The organism is Myroides marinus (assembly GCF_900109075.1).
In the GTDB taxonomy this organism is placed as follows: domain Bacteria; phylum Bacteroidota; class Bacteroidia; order Flavobacteriales; family Flavobacteriaceae; genus Flavobacterium; species Flavobacterium marinum_A.
In genome coordinates this window covers 21,285-39,056 of the sequence record NZ_FNYS01000018.1, presented here as the reverse complement: position 1 = coordinate 39,056, position 17,772 = coordinate 21,285, and the positions used below count along the sequence as shown (strand labels likewise).

Sequence of the window (17,772 nt, the reverse complement as noted above, 5' to 3'; positions counted from 1 at the left end):
ACACAGTCTTACACCAGTTTTTTCTAAAAAAGAGCTTTTTAGACCTCTTTTGATCATATTTTTAAAAATAGTGAACTACTTTTTTTAAATCCAATATTTTGTAAAACTTTGATTTTTAATCAGTTAACTGTTTTTGTTGTTTTTTTATAAAATTAGAAGGCCTTATAAAGCCACTAAACATAGGCACTCATGCTTGATTGTTGGACAATTCATGGACAATAACTCGAGTTTAGTTGAGTAGAGAGGCTGTTTGTTAAACAATTGACCTTGTATTGATGTATCATTGTCTTTGTATCTAATATCAGATTGCAATTAGAAATCCCTTAAGAAGATATCAAGGGTAGTTTTAGTATTTGGTAGGATAATAAAGAGAGAATTTTACACTTAAGAGAATAGTAGGTAGAGGGATAGATTATTACAAAAAAAAATGAGATACAGTACTGACTAGTCAGATTGTATCTCATAATCTATATCTTCTATGAAGTTATAATAACGTACGGAGTACGGTATATTAATAAAACGTATTACTATAGTAATGCGACTTTAGTAGGGTAATATAATTCAGTATTACTGTATTTTACTAAAAGCGTCTTCACACTGAAGTACCATAGTGTCTATAATAGGAAGGTTGGTATCAAGTGAGTTAAACACTAAAGGCAATTCTGTACAACCTAAGATAACACCATCTACACTGTTGTAGTCTTCCATTAATTGGATGAAGAATGTCTTCATTTCATCTGTTATACTTCCTGTAGCTAATGTAGATTGAAAAGCACCTATTTTGGCTATTTCTTCTTGATTAGGAATAATCACTTCTATACCAGCCTGCTGTAGTGGAGATTTGAAATAATCATCTTCCATCGTAAATGGAGTTCCTAATAGAAGTACTTTCTTCATATTGTTTTTTAGAATATGAGTTTTAGTCAATTCTATACTATGCGACATAGGGATATTAGTTAGAAACTCGTGTTTGATTTGATCATAAGCCTTGTGCAGTGTATTGTTAGCGATAAGAAAGCAGTCAGGCTGTAACATTAATAAGTTCTCTACTTCGTCTTTTAGAATGTTAGGTATTTCATCCCATTGATTAGCATATCTCGATTTGATATGATGGTAATCGATGCTGTATAAGATAATTGGGCAAGAGTGATAACCACCCCATTTCTCATTAGCCATTTTATTTAGTAACGTATAGTATAGCGCAGTCGATGGGTAAGCTGTACCCCCTAATATTCCAATTCTTTTCATGAGTTTAGATAGTTTGTTTTGAAGATCTAAATTTAGGTAAATCTATCTTATGTATTAAAGTAAATTACAGTATATAGACCATATTATTTCGTTATTTTTGTTGTTTATACACCTCTTATTATAAACTCAAAAAGGATATGTTTGACTTTAGACTAAAAGTATTTTATACCGTAGCGAAGCGAGGTAGCTTTACTAAGGCAGCTAAAGAGCTATTAATCTCACAGCCAGCAGTGACTAAACATATCCAAGAGATAGAGTCTACTTATGAGACTAAACTCTTTGTAAGAGATGGGATGAAGATACACCTGACAGAAGCAGGAGAGTTGCTGTACACTTATGCCGAGGAGATATTCTCTATCTACCGTAATTTAGAGTTTGATATACACGCTTTAAATGCTAAGATGGACGGTAGCTTAAGAGTAGGAGCGAGTACAACTATCTCTCAGTATGTGTTACCCCCGTTATTAGCTGAGTTCAAAAAGAAAGTGAGTGATCTACATTTAGACGTGGTATCTGATAACACAAATACTATCGAGAATTTATTGCTTAATAAGACGATAGATGTTGGGCTGGTAGAAGGGTATTCTAAAAATCCTCAGATTAAATATACTGATTTTATCAAGGATGAGATTGTATTGGTGTGTAGTAGTAATAATCCATTAGCCAAAAAAGGAATTGTCAAACCACAAGAGTTAAGAGAATTGTCTTTCTTATTAAGAGAAACAGGTTCAGGTACTCTTGATGTAGTAGATACTACATTAAGAGAGAGTGGTATAACTTTAAGTGATTTGACTAACGAGATGAACTTCTCCAGTACAGAGAGTATTAAGATGTATTTAATGCACTCTAATAGTGTGGCGTTTCTCTCTGTGCACGCGATATTAAAAGAGCTTAGATATAACGAGCTATGCGTAGTAGATATCGAAGGTATAGATATCAGTAGAACCTTCTCTCTAATACAGCGTCAAGGACAAGAAAGTGCGTTAGTAGAGCTATTCATACGATTTGTTAGAACGCATAACTTAAAGTTATAGGTTATAACAATTATGTATTTTCTTTTTGTGTCTGCATAAGAGAAATTTGTATCTGTAAATAATGATACAAATGACAACAGAAAACAATACTCGTGATTCAATAGGTAAAGTACTCTTAGTAGGGTTAGCTTTACTTAGTTTATTCCCTTTTATATCTTCAGCAGTAGCTTTAGTAATAGGGATAGTATATGCACAGATATTCGAAAATCCATATGCAAAGGAAACAAAGAAAGCAACAGGTCTTTTATTAAAGCTTGCAGTTATCGGTCTTGGTTTTGGTATGAATGTCTATAGTGCTATATCAGCAGGTAAGGATGGTTTTATCCTTACTGTATTCTCCATCTTCTTGACGTTAGGATTGGGCTTCTTATTAGGTAAGTTATTAAAGATAGATAAGAAAATTTCATATTTAGTATCTTCAGGTACTGCTATTTGTGGAGGTAGTGCTATAGCAGCAGTGTCTCCTGTGATAAAGGCAGATGAGAAGCAGATATCAGTAGCTTTAGGAATTGTGTTTATTCTGAACTCTTTAGCACTTATTATATTTCCTCCTATCGGGCATGCTTTAGGATTGAGCCAAGTAGATTTTGGGTTGTGGTCAGCTATTGCGATCCATGATACAAGTTCTGTAGTAGGAGCGGCAGCTAAGTATGGAGATCAGGCATTAGAAGTTGCTACTACAGTGAAGTTGGCGCGTGCTTTATGGGTAATACCAGTAGCGTTCTTATCTATGGCTTTCTTTAAAACAAAAGGAGGAAAAGTAAAATTACCATACTTCATCGGTTTATTCGTACTAGCGATGTTAGCTAACTCATATATCCCAGCAGTTCAAACAGTAGGTCCTTACATCGTAGAAGCATCTAAAGCAGCATTGACCTTAACATTATTCTTAATAGGGACATCACTTTCTTATAAAACGGTGAAGTCAGTTGGTTTTAAACCTTTATTAGAAGGAGTAGGACTGTGGATATTCATTTCCATTACATCACTACTATACATTATGTATGTGAATTAAAATAGATAGGAAACAACAATAAACAAGAAAAGGCTTATTATAAATAAGTCTTTTTTTGTATGTGATAATTACTGTGAAGAAAAAAGAAGGTGTTAGTTGGTCTATATAATTCATATTTTTGTAATAGAACTATACATCTCTTAAGAATGAATGACAACGATAATGATATAAAGCGACTATCTCGACTTACAGCTATACTTATTCAACTGCAAACCAAACGACTTTTGACAGCAAGAGCATTAGCGGATAAGTTTGGGATGAGTATCCGTACGATTTACAGAGATATAAAGACATTAGAACAAGCGGGTGTTCCTATCATTACTGAAGAGGGAAAAGGGTATAGACTAATGGAAGGGTATAGGGTACCACCTCTAATGTTTACAGAAGCACAAGCCAATGCGTTAATTACAGCAGAACAATTGGTTCTTAAAAATAAGGACACCTCGTTTATTAGAGATTATTGTGAAGCAATTGACAAGATAAAAGCGGTCTTAAGATATAATGTACAAGATAATGCTAATTTACTTTCAGAGAGAACACGCTTTGATCAAAATAATTACTTGGAAAGAAATAGTAATAGTTTATCTGATATACAGTTTGCGTTGACTAATTTTCGTATTGTAAAGATTGAATATACAAATGAAAAAGATCAAACTACAATCAGAAACATTGAACCCTTTGCGTTGCTAAACACTGAAAACTGGTTATTGGTTGCTTACTGTCAGTTAAGGCAAGAATTTCGTTTCTTCCGCTTAGATAGAATTAAGAAATTAGAAATATTAACTGAAGAGTTTGAACCTCATAAAATGACTTTGCAAGAGTATTTTGAAAGATATCATTAATATTTTTTAACCCTTGCCATAGGGTTGTCGCAAGGTGGGAATAAGTTTGCATCGTTAAGTAATCTTTAAAAGAATCGATATGATAAACGAAATGTATGTAAGTAATTTTCCTCAGCCTATTATTGTGCAAGTCAATGGTGTGGAATTAGAAGTATTTGAAGCAGGTAAACAGAATGTTGGAAACCCTATAGTACTTTGTCATGGTTTTCCAGAACATGCTTTTTCTTGGCGTTATCAGGTTCAGTCTCTTGTAGATGCTGGCTATCATGTTATTATTCCGAATCAGAGAGGATATGGTAACTCATCTCAGCCAACTGAAATAACTCAGTATGATATTATACATTTGACAGGTGATTTAGTAGCTCTACTGGATCATTTTGGATATGAAGATGCTGTATTTGTAGGTCACGATTGGGGAGCAAATGTTGTTTGGCATCTGGCATTATTACATCCTAAAAGGGTAAATAAAATTATAAACTTAGCCTTGCCTTATCAGGAACGTGGTGAAATACCATGGCTTGATTTGATGGAAGCAATTTTTGGAGAAGATTTTTATTTTGTTCACTTCAATCGACAAATAGGAGTTGCAGATGATATAATGAATAAAAATACAACTCGTTTCCTTCATAATATATTTCGTAAGAATGTACCACTTACACCACCAGAACCAGGTATGTTGATGATAAATCTTGCACAAAAAGAAAATTCTTTAGGAGAACCTTTAATGCAAGAAAGTGAATTATCTGTCTTTATTACTGCCTTTGAAGCATCAGGTTTTACAGGAAGTATCAATTGGTATAGAAATATGGATAGAAACTGGCATATAATGGCTGATATTATTCCAATTATTAATCACCCTACTCTTATGATATATGGTTTGAAGGATACAATTCCTGAGAATGAAAATCTGAAGAATATCGCCCCAAATTTGGATGTTATTAGATTAGATTGTGGACATTGGATTCAGCAAGAAAAACCAGAAGAAACTACCCAAGCAATTTTACAATGGTTAAGACAACAGAATGATTAAAGAAGAGGAAACATATTACCCTCAAAGTATAGAGGATTGGAGACAATGGTTAGAAGAGAATCATCAGATTAAACAGTTTGTATGGCTTGTTTATTATACTAAACAGTCAGAAGTTCCTTCTATTAGTTGGCGAGAAGCTGTAGATGAAGCACTTTGTTTTGGTTGGATAGATAGTACTAAGAAAAAGGTTGATGATACTTCATATATACAATATTTTAGTAAACGAAAACCTAATAGTATTTGGTCTAAAGTGAACAAAGAGATAGTACAGATACTCATAGATAATAAGAGAATGACAAAAGCGGGTTTTGAAAGTGTTGAGGTTGCAAAAGAAAATGGTTCTTGGACAATCTTGGATGAAGTAGAGGCATTGATAATACCAGATGATTTAGAAATAGCATTTAGTAAGCACAATGGTACAAAAGATTATTTCTTAAGTTTGAGTAAGTCAGCAAGGAAAATAGTATTGAGTTGGATAGTCCTTGCTAAACGACAAGAAACAAGGCAAAAACGCATCAATGAGGTTGTAGAAAGTGCAAGAAATAAGGAATTACCAAAGCAGATAACATATTAAACCCAGATTCCGCATTAACCCAATACTATGAGTTAATTCTACTTTATATCTCTATCACTTTTTCTAAAACCATACTATAGTATGCTTTTTTCATAAGTTCAGAGCTATTTTGTATAATGAACTCTCGTTAATTGGTCTATTACACAATCTGGGTTAAACCTAGATTCTACATTCGTTCAATACTACAAATTAATTATACATCACTTTCTTATAAAACAGTGAAGTCAGTTGGTTTTAAACCTTTATTGGAAGGTGTAGGACTGTGGATATTCATTTCTATTAGGTCGCTATTGTACATTATATATGTGAATTAATAGGTACTAATATTTAGATTATAAAAAAAGATATATTTGGAATATGTCTTTTTTTGTTTGTTTATTGAATGTTTTTGTATTATTTAATTCTTAAATTTGGTTAAAATATAAAAATAATTACTATGAAAAAGATAATTACATTATTAGGAGTGTGCTTATTCTTAGCTGTAGGCTGTAAGGATAACAAAGAAGTAGGTGCTGAGAATGTCAACAGTATGGAACAAGCAAATATGATAATCGAATACACTAATAGTGTAGTCGATTATATGAATGATGCTAATTCTTTTATTAATTCTCGAGAAAGAGACTTTCAAAAATTAATCGAGCTGGCTGAAAGTAAAAAGATAAGATACTCTTCAGATATTCCTATTGATGCCTTATTTATGAACTTTAGAATAGGTGGTACTAAAGACAAAGATGCAAAAATGACTCAACCACCAACAGTTCTATCTACAGAAGAACAGGAGTTCTTTAAAGAGAAAGTCGCTTTTTATAAAGAGCAAAGAGACTTGTTATCTGGAACGGCAGTTACTTATATCAAGTATTTAAAAAATGAGGACTATAAAGATGATAATTGGGCAAAAGCAAAAGAGTATGCAGAGAAAATAGAGAAGGCGTATAATAATTGTATGGATACTCGTCCATTAATTTCAGCGAAAATAGATGAAGTAACAGAACGTGCAGAAGAGATTATCTTAGCAGATTCGCCTATTAAAGATGCAATTATGACTGTAAAAGCAGATCTAAAAAGTGTACAGAATTTAGTAAATACATTCTATATTCATGATGAAGAAGGAGGAAAAAAAGAGGAGTTGGACAAACTATATACAGAATTAGAAGCTAATTTAGAAAAACACAAAGGGATGTATGTAGATGAGTTAACTAAAGAAAATAGTTTAAATTCTTATGTTAATTTTTATTCTTCAGTAGTAAACAACCTAGGTGATGTTAGAAAGGTATTGAGAAAAGTTAGAGAAGGTAAAAAGTTAAATGATAGTGATTTTAGTTTTTTAACTAGAGTAAATAATAATGCAGTAAGTAGTTATAATAGATTTATCTAGTGATATAAAAAAAACGGGAAGTGATTAGCTTCCCGTTTTTGGTTTTTATTATACTTGAATAACTCCTAAGTTAAATGGTTTTTCGATAGGAGCGTGGTTAGCAGCTTCGATACCCATAGAGATCCACTTACGCGTATCTAATGGATCGATAATAGCATCTGTCCAAAGACGTGCTGCTGCATAATAAGGCGAAACTTGATTGTCGTATTTCGCTTTAATTTTATTGAATAATTCTTCTTCTTGTTGAGGTGTTAGTTCTTCTCCTTTTGCTTTTAGCGAAGAAGCTTCTATTTGTAATAATACTTTAGCTGCCTGAGCACCACCCATTACAGCTAGTTCAGCACTAGGCCAAGCAAAGATAAGACGTGGATCATAAGCTTTACCACACATAGCATAGTTACCAGCTCCATAAGAGTTACCTACTACTACAGTGAATTTAGGCACTACAGAGTTAGATACTGCATTTACCATCTTAGCACCGTCTTTAATAATACCACCGTGCTCAGATTTAGAACCTACCATAAATCCAGTAACGTCTTGTAAGAATACTAATGGTATTTTCTTTTGGTTACAGTTAGCGATAAATCGAGTAGCCTTGTCAGCCGAGTCAGAGTAAATTACTCCACCGAACTGCATTTCACCTTTTTTAGTTTTAACTACTTTTCGGTGATTTGCTACAATACCTACTGCCCATCCATCTATACGTGCATATCCAGTAATGATCGTTTGTCCATAGCCTTCTTTGTATTCTTCAAATTCAGAGTTATCAACTAGACGTTTGATAATCTCCATCATATCGTATTGTTCATTACGTGCTTTAGGAAGGATACCGTAGATATCTTCTTGAGGAAGTGCAGGCTTAACAGCCTTGATACGGTTATATCCTGCCTTGTCAAAGTCACCTATTTTATCAACGATATTCTTGATCGTATCTAAAGCGTCTTTGTCATCTTTAGCTTTATAGTCCGTGACACCTGATATTTCACAGTGTGTAGTAGCACCTCCTAATGTTTCGTTGTCAATACTTTCACCAATAGCTGCCTTTACTAAGTAACTACCAGCAAGGAATATACTTCCTGTCTTGTCTACAATAAGTGCTTCGTCACTCATAATAGGTAAGTAAGCACCACCAGCTACGCAGCTACCCATTACTGCAGCAATCTGTGTAATACCCATACTGCTCATTACAGCATTGTTTCTAAAGATACGTCCGAAGTGTTCTTTATCAGGGAAGATTTCATCTTGTAATGGAAGGTAAACACCAGCGCTGTCTACTAAGTAGATAATAGGTAGTTTATTCTCTATTGCTATTTCTTGCGCTCTTAAGTTCTTTTTTCCTGTGATAGGGAACCATGCACCTGCTTTTACAGTAGCATCATTAGCTACTACGATACATTGTTTTCCTTTGATATAACCAATCTTTACTACTACACCACCAGAAGGACAACCTCCATGTTCTGCATACATATCCTCTCCTGCGAAAGCTCCTATCTCTATACTATTAGTTTTATCATCTAATAAATAGTCGATACGCTCTCTAGCAGTCATTTTGCCTTGTTCGTGTAGTTTAGCGATTCTTTTTTCTCCACCACCTTGTTTTACTTTTACTAATTTCCTCTTTAATTCAGAAAGTAAAAGTTTATTGTGGTCTTCGTTTTTATTGAAGTTTATATCCATAGTTTGTTGGGTTGATTCTCTGTTGTTTTATATCGTTTTCGCTAAAGTACAAAATATAGTTATAATTTTTACTAGTGTTAAAAGACGGTATGCGAATTTTCAGGTATTGATGTTTTAGATCTAATCAATTTGTTATGCAATGAACAAGGTCTCTTTTGGTTAAATAGCTTATTTGTTTTCTGTTATGATAGTAATACTAGAAAGTTTAGTTTACAATAAGAATTATAGTAAAAAGAAAGGGGAAATGAAGCGTAATAGTGTAATCTATAATTTAGCAGTAATTCGTTTATAAATTGTAATTATTGGAGTCAAATATTGTCACATAGTAAGAATATTCAATGTTGCATGTATTTTAATTACATAACATTAAATTAATATAAGGAAATAGGTTTATATTTGTTATTCAATTAGTTATGTTTTTAGTGTGAAGTAATAGTATTAATAAAGGTGTAAAAATTAACGTTAAGGAAACATTGAGATAACTTAAAAGAGTTACTTTTGCCCCCGATTATTATCATTTTTAAGATGTCATTAAACAATATTTTTCAGTTTTTAGTGCCTAAGGATAAAGTGTTTTATCCATTATTTGAAAAGGCAGCAGGTAAGATTAAGAAACTTTCAGAAACTTTAAATGAGGCAGTAAATGCACCAGCTAAAGAAAGAGAAAAGTTATTAAAAGATGTAGAAGTATTAAAACAAGAAATTGAAGCAATCGCTCAAACTACTCGAGTAGAACTTGGTAAAAACTTCATCACTCCTTTTGACCGTGAAGATATTCACAACTTAATCACTGCTGTAGATGATATTGCAGACCATTTATCAGATGCTGCATCTCGTATGAGATTGTATCAAATCGATAAGGTAACTAAACCTTTGCGTAAATTAACTGAAGCTAATTTAGAAGCTTGTAGTGAAGTAGCTAAAGGTCTTTTGATCTTAAAAGACAATAAAAACTTTGCTACATTATCAGAAATCAGCAAAAATATTTCTCGTTTAGAGCGTAAAGCAGATAAAGTATTTGATAAAGCAGTTGCTGATATTTTCGAAAACGAAAGTAACGCAATTGAGATTATTAAATATAAGGAAGTAATGTCTGCATTAGAGACTGCTACAGATAGCTGTAGAGATGTAGCTAACGTATTAGAGACAATTACGGTAAAATACGCTTAATTAACTAGAAACATTATTTATGGATTTTTTCTTAGGAATGTTTACTAATCAAGCTGGTATTATGCTGATGATTATTATCGTCTTAGCATTAGGGTTTGATTACATTAACGGTTTTCACGATGCAGCGAACTCTATCGCGACTATCGTGACTACAAAGGTGTTGACACCATTCCAGGCAGTGTTATGGGCAGCAGCATTTAACTTTGCTGCGTATTTTATCTCTCTGTATATTATTGGAGAGTTTAAAATTGGTAATACCATTGCCAAATCAGTAAATGAGAACTTTATTAGTTTAGAAGTAATCTTTGCTGGATTGGTTGCAGCTATTATTTGGAACTTATTGACTTGGAAGTTAGGTATTCCTTCTTCTTCTTCACATACACTTATCGGAGGATTTATAGGAGCAGCAGTAGCTCACGCAGGTGGATTTGCACCTGGAGGAGTAGATGTTATTGTTTATTCTAAAGTTATTCCTATCTTCTTATTTATCTTCGGAGCACCATTCTTAGGGATGATACTAGCCTACTTTATAACAGTAGGTATTATGTGGATATGTCGTAATTCTAACTCACATAAATGTGATGTTTGGTTTAAGCGTTTACAGTTAGTATCATCGGCATTGTTCTCTTTAGGACATGGAGGTAACGATGCTCAGAAAGTAATGGGTATTATCGGTGCTGCTGTTATCTTCTACCACGTAAATGTTGATATGGACCCTTCTTATTTAGTAGAAGGGGTAGATACATTTAAAGTATTCGTAGAGCACTGGTGGTGGGTACCATTAGCATCATTCATATTCATCGGTTTAGGTACTTTATCTGGAGGATGGAAAATCGTTAAGACAATGGGATCTAAGATTACAAAAGTAACACCATTAGAAGGTGTAGCTGCTGAGACTGCAGGTGCTGTAGCATTATATGTAACAGAGCACTTAGGTATTCCAGTATCTACTACACATACGATTACAGGTTCTATCATCGGGGTAGGGGTTACTAAACGTATCTCTGCTGTAAGATGGGGAGTTACAATTAACCTATTATGGGCTTGGGTATTGACTATTCCAGTATCTGCTATTATAGCGATGGTGGTTTATTACTTAATCCACGCAATATTATAAGAATATTACTTTAATAAAATATATAAGCGGTACAGTGATGTACCGCTTTTTTTGTTTTTATACGAAAGGGTAGATTGTTTGATATTTTCTCAAACCATCTTAATGATTAGTAATGTTTATACGTAGGTCTATTGTTTTGATATATTGATAATAAAACAGAGTAAAAACTGTATATTATCTGTGTTTTTTATTTGATTTTTTCTTGTATTTAGGTTGTATTGGAATAACTAATAACTTAGAAGAAAAAGTTATAAAAAGCGTGTGTTAAATAATGTTAAGCTGAATTGTGAATTCAAATCTAACATTAAATTTGATACCACTTATGAGACGTATTCTATCACATATTATTTCCCTTTTTATCCTACTATCTATAGTGGGTGGGAAAGTATTGGATACAGTTAAGGTAGATTATACTCCAGCTATTTATGCTTCGACTTTAGGTGTTGATTATCCAATACATGGAGAAAATAGAGAAGTACACAAAAAGATTAAAGAGTATAAACACGACAATTCTTTTTCAAGCATTGAAACAGATAATAGCGATGATGTTAGTGTACAAGACTTTGTACTATTAGCTACATTGACTAAGGTATTTGTTTGTGCTATTTTCATTCATTTCGTTCTTTATGCATATAGAAGACGCCGCTCTTTCTATACTGCGTTGATACAATTATTTGATTATAAATATATTGTATATCGTACACTGAGAATTTGATCTTAAACTCTCTTTACCGTTAACTTATAGGTTATTGTCACTTCTTACAGACATATAGCCTGTAATGTTTTGTGCTATAACTTCAATTAGCACACTTTATCGAAATCAATTTAATTAGCAAAAGTTTATTGTATGAAAAGAGTAGCATTTATTGTTTCTCTAAGTACTGTGTTGGCATTAGTTAGCTGTAACTCGCACAAGCAGGAAAAAGAAGAAGTTAAGGATTATCCTATTACTAATCCTGTAACTATGGATACTGTGGTAGCCAAAGATTATGTATCACAAATCAGATCAATCAAGAACATTGAGGTCAGAACACAAGAGAAAGGGTATTTAGATGCTATTCTCGTGGATGAGGGACAGTTTATCTCTCAAGGGCAATTGATGTTTCGCATTAGACCGCAACTTCACAAAGCCGAGCTTGAGAAAGCTAAGGCAGAGGTAACTCAAGCACAAATAGAATTACAAAATGTAGAAACACTGACAAACAGTAATGTGGTTTCTAAAAATGAAAAAGCTGTAGCTGTGGCGCGTTTGCAAAAGGCTAAGGCTGAGATGAAGTTGGCACAGATTCACTTAAATTATACAGAGGTTAGAGCTCCTTTCTCAGGATATGTAGGACGCTTAGATAAGCGTTTAGGAAGTTTGTTAGAAGAGGGAGAATTACTAACTACCTTATCTGATAATAGCAATATGTATGCTTACTTTAATGTATCAGAGGTAGAGTACCTAAATTATGAAAGTAATCCACAGAGTAAAGGAAGTGATGAGGTTGATTTAATTATGGCTAATAATAAGATGTTGCCATATAAAGGAAAAATAGAAACTATAGAAGGAGAGTTTAACAACGAAACAGGTAATATCGCTTTTCGTGCAAAGTTTGCTAATCCAAATAAGTTGCTTAGAAATGGAGAAACGGGTAAGGTACGCATGTCTGTACCTCTTACTAATGCCTTGATTATTCCTCAAAAAGCTACTTACGAATTACAAGATAAGAAATACGTATTTGTTGTAGGGAAAGATGGTGAAATACACGCTAAGCAGATTGTAATTAATTATGAACTGCCTGATGTGTATGTGATAGACCCAGAAAGTATTTCTGCAAAAGATCAAATACTATTAGAAGGAATTCAAAAAGTAAAAGAGGGAGATCATATTAAAGGTGTTTTCAAAGAGCCTAAGAAGGTGTTGAAAGAACTGCATTTGAGTGCGAACTAATTGGTATTAAGTAATTCGTTGAATTGAGATGTTTAAAACATTTATTCGCAGACCCGTTCTGTCGATTGTTATTTCGTTGATTATAGTATTCCTTGGAGTGCTATCTCTTATAAAATTACCTGTAACACAGTATCCTTCTATTTCTCCTCCTAAAGTGAATATTACTGCAGAATACCCTGGAGCGAATGGAGAGTTAATGATTAAGTCTGTTATTATTCCTCTGGAGCGTGCACTAAATGGCGTACCTGGGATGAAGTATATGGAATCTAATGCAGGTAATGATGGTGAGGCTTCTATTCAGGTAATCTTTGAATTGGGAACTGATCCTAACTTAGCTGCTGTAAACGTTCAGAATAGAGTTTCTTCAGCTATTAATAAATTACCTCCTTTAGTGGTGCGTGAGGGAGTTAAGATTACTCGCGAGGAGTCAAATATGTTGATGTACCTAAACTTGTATAGCGATGATGCTCACGCCGATCAGAAGTTCTTATATAACTATGCAGATATCAATATTCTATCAGAACTAAAAAGGGTGCCTGGTGTAGGAGTTGCTACGATACTTGGTAATAGAGAATATGCTATGCGTATTTGGTTAAAACCAGATCGAATGACTGCTTTTCATATTTCTTCGCAAGAAATAATGGAAGCTTTACAAGAGCAAAGTATTGAGGCATCGCCTGGGCGTATAGGAGAGAGCTCTGGTAAGAGAGCAGAAGCATTTGAATACGTATTAAAATATTCGGGAAGATTTAATACAGAGGAGGAGTATGGCAATATTATTTTGCGCTCTTCTGCTGATGGAGAATTACTGAAACTAAAAGATGTCGCTGATATAGAGTTTGGTAGTACAATGTATGATATCTACTCTAACTTAAATGGTAAACCTTCTGCTGCTATTGTGATTAAACAATCTTTTGGTAGTAATGCAAGTGATGTAATTAAGAATGTGAAGAAGTTAATGACAGAACTAAATGAGGACTTTCCTAAAGGAATGCATTATGAGATTAGTTATGACGTGTCTTCATTCTTAGATGCTTCTATGGAAAAGGTTGTACATACATTAGTAGAGGCGTTTATATTGGTAGGTATTGTAGTGTTTATGTTCTTAGGAGATTGGCGTTCTACGTTAATACCAACTTTAGCAGTGCCTGTGTCATTAGTAGGAACATTTGCACTGATGAGTGTGTTTGGGATTACTCTAAACTTAATTTCACTTTTCGCTTTAGTTATGGCTATTGGGGTGGTAGTAGATGATGCTATTGTGGTGATAGAGGCTGTACACGCCAAAATGGAAGAGAAGCATCTCTCCCCGTATAAGGCGACTCAAGAGGCAATGTTAGAAATTAGTGGGGCTATTATTGCGATTACATGTGTAATGGCGGCAGTATTTGTTCCTATTGCATTTATGAGCGGGCCAGTAGGGATCTTTTATCGTCAGTTTTCTATTACAATGGCAACAGCTATTGTATTGTCTGGTGTTGTAGCATTGACTCTTACTCCAGCGCTATGTGCTATGATATTAAAGAACAATCATGCGAAAGAGAAAAAGAAAACACCTATTAATCGCTTTCTGGATGCATTTAACCGATTGTTTACAAGAGGAGCATACCGATATGAAAAGGTGCTGAATAAAACAGTGAGTAGACGTATAGTTACGTTTGGTATGTTGGGAGTGTTCTGCGCTGCTATCTATTTCTTGAATGAGAAATTACCAACAGGGTTTATTCCTAATGAAGATCAAGGAATGTTCTATGCTATCATTCAAACACCTCCTGGTGCTACCTTAGAACGTACAAATCAAATAGCATCAGAGTTGCAAAAAATTGCAGAAGGTATTGATGGAGTAAAATCGGTTTCTTCTTTAGCTGGATATGAGATATTGACAGAAGGGACAAGTGCAAATACAGGGTCGTGTTTGGTCAACTTAAAGAGCTGGGAAGAAAGAGATAAATCTGCTCAAGAAATTATAGAGGAGTTAGAAGAAAAGGCACAAGGCTTAACAGGTGCTAATATTGAGTTCTTTCAACCACCGGCTGTACCAGGATATGGAGCTGCAGGAGGTTTTGAGTTGAGACTTTTAGATAAATCTGGAAGTGGAGATTATAAACAGATGGAGAAAGTGAGTAAGGAGTTTGTAGAGGAACTGAGTAAACGACCAGAGATAAGTTCTGTATTTACATTCTATAGTGCGAGTTTTCCACAGTATTTGTTGAAAATAGACAATGATAAAGCAGAGCAAAAAGGAGTGTCTATATCAACTGCAATGGATAACTTATCTACGCTGATCGGAAGTAATTATGAGACGAGTTTTATCAAATTTGACAGACCATATAAAGTAATGGTACAGTCTTCTCCAGAGTATAGAGCTTTGCCAGAAGATGTGCTAAAGATGTTTGTGAAAAATGATAAAGGAGAGATGGTTCCTTATTCTGCTTTCTTGACTTTAGAGAAGGTATATGGACTGTCTGAATATACGAGATATAATATGTACAATGCTGCTGAAATTAGTGGTGCTCCTGCTCATGGATATAGTAGTGGTGCGGCTATTAAAGCAATACAAGAAGTAGCGAAAAAAACACTGCCTCACGGATATGGAATAGATTGGGCTGGTATTTCTAAAGATGAGGTCTCAAGAGGAAGTGAGGCAGCTGTGATATTTGCGATTTGTTTAGGGTTTGTTTACTTAATCTTGGCTGCTCAATACGAAAGTTTTATTCTTCCATTACCTGTTATTTTATCGTTACCAGCAGGTATTTTTGGAGCTTACTTTTGTTTGAGTATGCTGGGATTAGAAAACAATATCTATGCTCAAGTAGCAATGGTTATGTTGATAGGGCTTCTCGGTAAAAATGCGGTGTTGATAGTTGAGTTCGCCATCTTTAGACATCGAGAGGGACACAGTGTGTTTAAATCAGCGATAGAAGGTGCTGCATTGCGCTTTAGACCTATTCTGATGACTTCGTTTGCTTTTATCGCGGGTTTAATTCCATTGGTATTAGCAAGTGGACCTGGAGCTTTAGGAAATAGAACTATCGGAACAGCTGCAGCAGGAGGAATGCTGATAGGTACAGTTTTCGGATTAATCGTAGTTCCTGGATTGTATTACATCTTTGGTACTATAGCTGAGAAAACTAAGTTAACTCATTATGAAGAGGAATCACCAATTTATGAACACGTAGAGAAAGATGAATAAGCGAATAATATATAGAACAGGTCTTATTGCATTAGTAGGATTGAGCTTGTGGAGTTGTAAAACTCCACAAGCTGCTATAGACTTTGATAGTAAAGCAAAGTTGCCTAATGCTTATAATGAATCAAATGATACAATCAATTCAGGGATGACTCCTTGGCGTCAGTTTTTTACAGATAAAAACTTGACAGTGTTAATCGAGGAGGCGTTAAAGAATAATCAAGAATTATTGATTACTCTTCAAGAGATTGAAGTAGCTAAGAATGAAGTATTGTATAAAAAAGGGAGATTATCTCCTAAAGTAGGAGCGGGAATAGGTGCTGGAGTAGAAAAAGTAGGACGCTATACAAGCCAAGGTGCTGGGGATGCCACTACAGAAATAGAACCAGGAAAAAAGATGCCTGAGCCCTTAGGTGATTTTTCAGCAGGGATAACAGCTTCGTGGGAAATAGATATGTGGGGTAAACTACACAATGCTAAAGAAGCTGCTGTAAAGCGCTATCTGGGAACAGTAGAAGGGAAGAACTTTATACTGTCTAATCTGATAGCAGAGGTAGCAAGTAACTACTATGAACTATTAGCTTTAGATAACCAACTTGATTTAACGCTACAGTATATTGATTTGCAGAAGAAGGCTTTAGAAATTGTCAAAATCCAGAAGCAAGCTGCTCGTGGAACGGAGTTAGGAGTGAAGAAGTTTGAGGCAGAATTATTAAAAGCGCAAGGGTTAGAATTTTCTATAAAACAAGAGATTACAGAAAAGGAAAATCGCATAAATGCACTGTTGGGTAGATATCCTCAACCAATTGTAAGAGATAAAGAGAGCTTTATGGGATTAGTACCAGCTACTGTCAAAACAGGTATTCCTGCACAGTTATTATCTAATCGCCCTGATATTAAACAAGCAGAGTTAGAATTAGAAGCTGCTAAACTAGATGTTAAAGCCGCAAGAGCTGAGTTTTACCCTTCGCTTGATATATCTGCAACATTTGGATTAAATGCCTTTAAACCGTCTTATTTGACCAAATTACCTGAATCAATAATGTATTCGTTAGTTGGGGAATTGGCAGCTCCATTAATTAATAAGAGTGCTATAAAAGCAGAGTTTAATACAGCTAATGCTCATCAAGTACAAGCGCTTTATGAATATGATAAGAGAATTGTGAATGCGTATTTAGATATTGCAAATCAGATGTCTAAAATTCAAAATATGCAAAAGGTATATGAGTACAAGGATAGCGAGGCTAAGACATTGACTGCTTCTGTAGATATATCACAAGAATTGTTTAAAGCATCAAGAGCTGATTATTTAGAAGTGCTTATGACTCAAAGAGAGGCTATGGATGCTAAATTAGAACTTGTGGAGACTAAGTCTAAGCAGCTAAATGCAGTGGTGGATATCTATAAGAGTTTAGGTGGTGGATGGCAATAATGGAGAATGCTGATTTGATTTTGATAAAATCCTATTTGGCCAAAAGAGTTTAGTAAGGTCTCTTTAGTCTATAGGTGAAAAAAGGAGCTATAAGCTCCTTTTTTTTTATTCTTAATTCAGTGATAAATACACTAA

At 34.3% G+C, this 17,772-nt stretch carries 14 protein-coding genes; 12 read left to right on the top strand and 2 right to left on the bottom strand.

Annotated elements, in window-relative coordinates:
• Positions 1-567: 567 nt before the first annotated feature.
• Entirely contained in the window at positions 568-1,248 is a 681-nt protein-coding gene (locus BMX53_RS14870; protein WP_074747280.1) for an aspartate/glutamate racemase family protein, read from the bottom strand.
• 137 nt (positions 1,249-1,385) lie between these two features.
• Here BMX53_RS14870 and BMX53_RS14865 point away from each other — a divergent pair, with 137 nt between their 5' ends.
• The 6 genes from BMX53_RS14865 (at position 1,386) to BMX53_RS14840 (ending at position 7,118) form a co-directional block, all read left to right on the top strand.
• Positions 1,386-2,282, top strand: a complete 897-nt coding sequence (locus tag BMX53_RS14865) for a LysR family transcriptional regulator (RefSeq protein WP_074747278.1) — start codon at positions 1,386-1,388, stop codon at positions 2,280-2,282.
• A 70-nt stretch (positions 2,283-2,352) separates the two neighbouring features.
• Positions 2,353-3,297 (top strand): YeiH family protein, encoded by a 945-nt coding sequence (locus BMX53_RS14860; protein ID WP_038988409.1) that lies wholly within the window; start codon positions 2,353-2,355, stop codon positions 3,295-3,297.
• Between the two features lie 146 nt (positions 3,298-3,443).
• On the top strand, positions 3,444-4,139 hold the full coding sequence (locus tag BMX53_RS14855) for a helix-turn-helix transcriptional regulator (RefSeq protein WP_074747276.1): 696 nt from the start codon (positions 3,444-3,446) through the stop codon (positions 4,137-4,139).
• Between the two features lie 79 nt (positions 4,140-4,218).
• Positions 4,219-5,169, top strand: coding sequence for an alpha/beta fold hydrolase (locus tag BMX53_RS14850; RefSeq protein WP_074747274.1), 951 nt, complete (start codon positions 4,219-4,221; stop codon positions 5,167-5,169).
• Positions 5,162-5,743 carry a YdeI/OmpD-associated family protein gene (locus BMX53_RS14845; RefSeq protein ID WP_074747273.1) on the top strand — a complete coding sequence of 194 codons (582 nt, stop codon included), beginning with the start codon at positions 5,162-5,164 and terminating at the stop codon, positions 5,741-5,743. The genes BMX53_RS14850 and BMX53_RS14845 overlap by 8 nt, the downstream gene beginning before the upstream one ends.
• A 436-nt stretch (positions 5,744-6,179) precedes the next feature.
• A complete protein-coding gene (locus tag BMX53_RS14840) occupies positions 6,180-7,118 on the top strand; it encodes a YiiG family protein (RefSeq protein ID WP_063175494.1) in 939 nt (312 codons plus the stop codon).
• A 48-nt stretch (positions 7,119-7,166) separates the two neighbouring features.
• On the opposite strand, the gene BMX53_RS14835 is transcribed toward BMX53_RS14840, so the two are convergent.
• Entirely contained in the window at positions 7,167-8,795 is a 1,629-nt protein-coding gene (locus BMX53_RS14835; RefSeq protein ID WP_063175495.1) for an acyl-CoA carboxylase subunit beta, read from the bottom strand.
• A 525-nt stretch (positions 8,796-9,320) separates the two neighbouring features.
• Between BMX53_RS14835 and BMX53_RS14830 the strand changes: the two genes are divergently transcribed.
• The 6 genes from BMX53_RS14830 to BMX53_RS14805 all read left to right on the top strand — a co-directional run bounded on the left by BMX53_RS14830 (position 9,321) and on the right by BMX53_RS14805 (position 17,637).
• Positions 9,321-9,965 carry a DUF47 domain-containing protein gene (locus tag BMX53_RS14830; protein ID WP_038988451.1) on the top strand — a complete coding sequence of 215 codons (645 nt, stop codon included), beginning with the start codon at positions 9,321-9,323 and terminating at the stop codon, positions 9,963-9,965.
• 19 nt (positions 9,966-9,984) lie between these two features.
• Positions 9,985-11,082, top strand: coding sequence for an inorganic phosphate transporter (locus tag BMX53_RS14825; RefSeq protein WP_038988450.1), 1,098 nt, complete (start codon positions 9,985-9,987; stop codon positions 11,080-11,082).
• A gap of 322 nt (positions 11,083-11,404) precedes the next feature.
• Positions 11,405-11,797 carry a hypothetical protein gene (locus tag BMX53_RS14820; protein ID WP_074747271.1) on the top strand — a complete coding sequence of 131 codons (393 nt, stop codon included), beginning with the start codon at positions 11,405-11,407 and terminating at the stop codon, positions 11,795-11,797.
• 132 nt (positions 11,798-11,929) lie between these two features.
• Complete coding sequence (locus tag BMX53_RS14815) at positions 11,930-13,015, top strand: efflux RND transporter periplasmic adaptor subunit (protein WP_063175499.1); 1,086 nt, start codon at positions 11,930-11,932, stop codon at positions 13,013-13,015.
• Between the two features lie 28 nt (positions 13,016-13,043).
• Positions 13,044-16,208 (top strand): efflux RND transporter permease subunit, encoded by a 3,165-nt coding sequence (locus BMX53_RS14810; RefSeq protein WP_063175500.1) that lies wholly within the window; start codon positions 13,044-13,046, stop codon positions 16,206-16,208.
• Positions 16,201-17,637: a TolC family protein gene (locus BMX53_RS14805; protein WP_038988446.1), complete on the top strand. Its 1,437-nt coding sequence runs from the start codon at positions 16,201-16,203 to the stop codon at positions 17,635-17,637. The genes BMX53_RS14810 and BMX53_RS14805 overlap by 8 nt, the downstream gene beginning before the upstream one ends.
• Positions 17,638-17,772 lie beyond the last annotated feature (135 nt).

Excerpts from the sequence above, each read along its gene's own strand:
- BMX53_RS14870 (WP_074747280.1), bottom strand. The coding sequence starts at position 1,248 with ATGAAAAGAATTGGAATATTAGGGGGTACAGCTTACCCATCGACTGCG.
- BMX53_RS14865 (WP_074747278.1), top strand. The coding sequence starts at position 1,386 with ATGTTTGACTTTAGACTAAAAGTATTTTATACCGTAGCGAAGCGAGGT.
- BMX53_RS14860 (WP_038988409.1), top strand. The coding sequence starts at position 2,353 with ATGACAACAGAAAACAATACTCGTGATTCAATAGGTAAAGTACTCTTA.
- BMX53_RS14855 (WP_074747276.1), top strand. The coding sequence starts at position 3,444 with ATGAATGACAACGATAATGATATAAAGCGACTATCTCGACTTACAGCT.
- BMX53_RS14850 (WP_074747274.1), top strand. The coding sequence starts at position 4,219 with ATGATAAACGAAATGTATGTAAGTAATTTTCCTCAGCCTATTATTGTG.
- BMX53_RS14845 (WP_074747273.1), top strand. The coding sequence starts at position 5,162 with ATGATTAAAGAAGAGGAAACATATTACCCTCAAAGTATAGAGGATTGG.
- BMX53_RS14840 (WP_063175494.1), top strand. The coding sequence starts at position 6,180 with ATGAAAAAGATAATTACATTATTAGGAGTGTGCTTATTCTTAGCTGTA.
- BMX53_RS14835 (WP_063175495.1), bottom strand. The coding sequence starts at position 8,795 with ATGGATATAAACTTCAATAAAAACGAAGACCACAATAAACTTTTACTT.
- BMX53_RS14830 (WP_038988451.1), top strand. The coding sequence starts at position 9,321 with ATGTCATTAAACAATATTTTTCAGTTTTTAGTGCCTAAGGATAAAGTG.
- BMX53_RS14825 (WP_038988450.1), top strand. The coding sequence starts at position 9,985 with ATGGATTTTTTCTTAGGAATGTTTACTAATCAAGCTGGTATTATGCTG.
- BMX53_RS14820 (WP_074747271.1), top strand. The coding sequence starts at position 11,405 with ATGAGACGTATTCTATCACATATTATTTCCCTTTTTATCCTACTATCT.
- BMX53_RS14815 (WP_063175499.1), top strand. The coding sequence starts at position 11,930 with ATGAAAAGAGTAGCATTTATTGTTTCTCTAAGTACTGTGTTGGCATTA.
- BMX53_RS14810 (WP_063175500.1), top strand. The coding sequence starts at position 13,044 with ATGTTTAAAACATTTATTCGCAGACCCGTTCTGTCGATTGTTATTTCG.
- BMX53_RS14805 (WP_038988446.1), top strand. The coding sequence starts at position 16,201 with ATGAATAAGCGAATAATATATAGAACAGGTCTTATTGCATTAGTAGGA.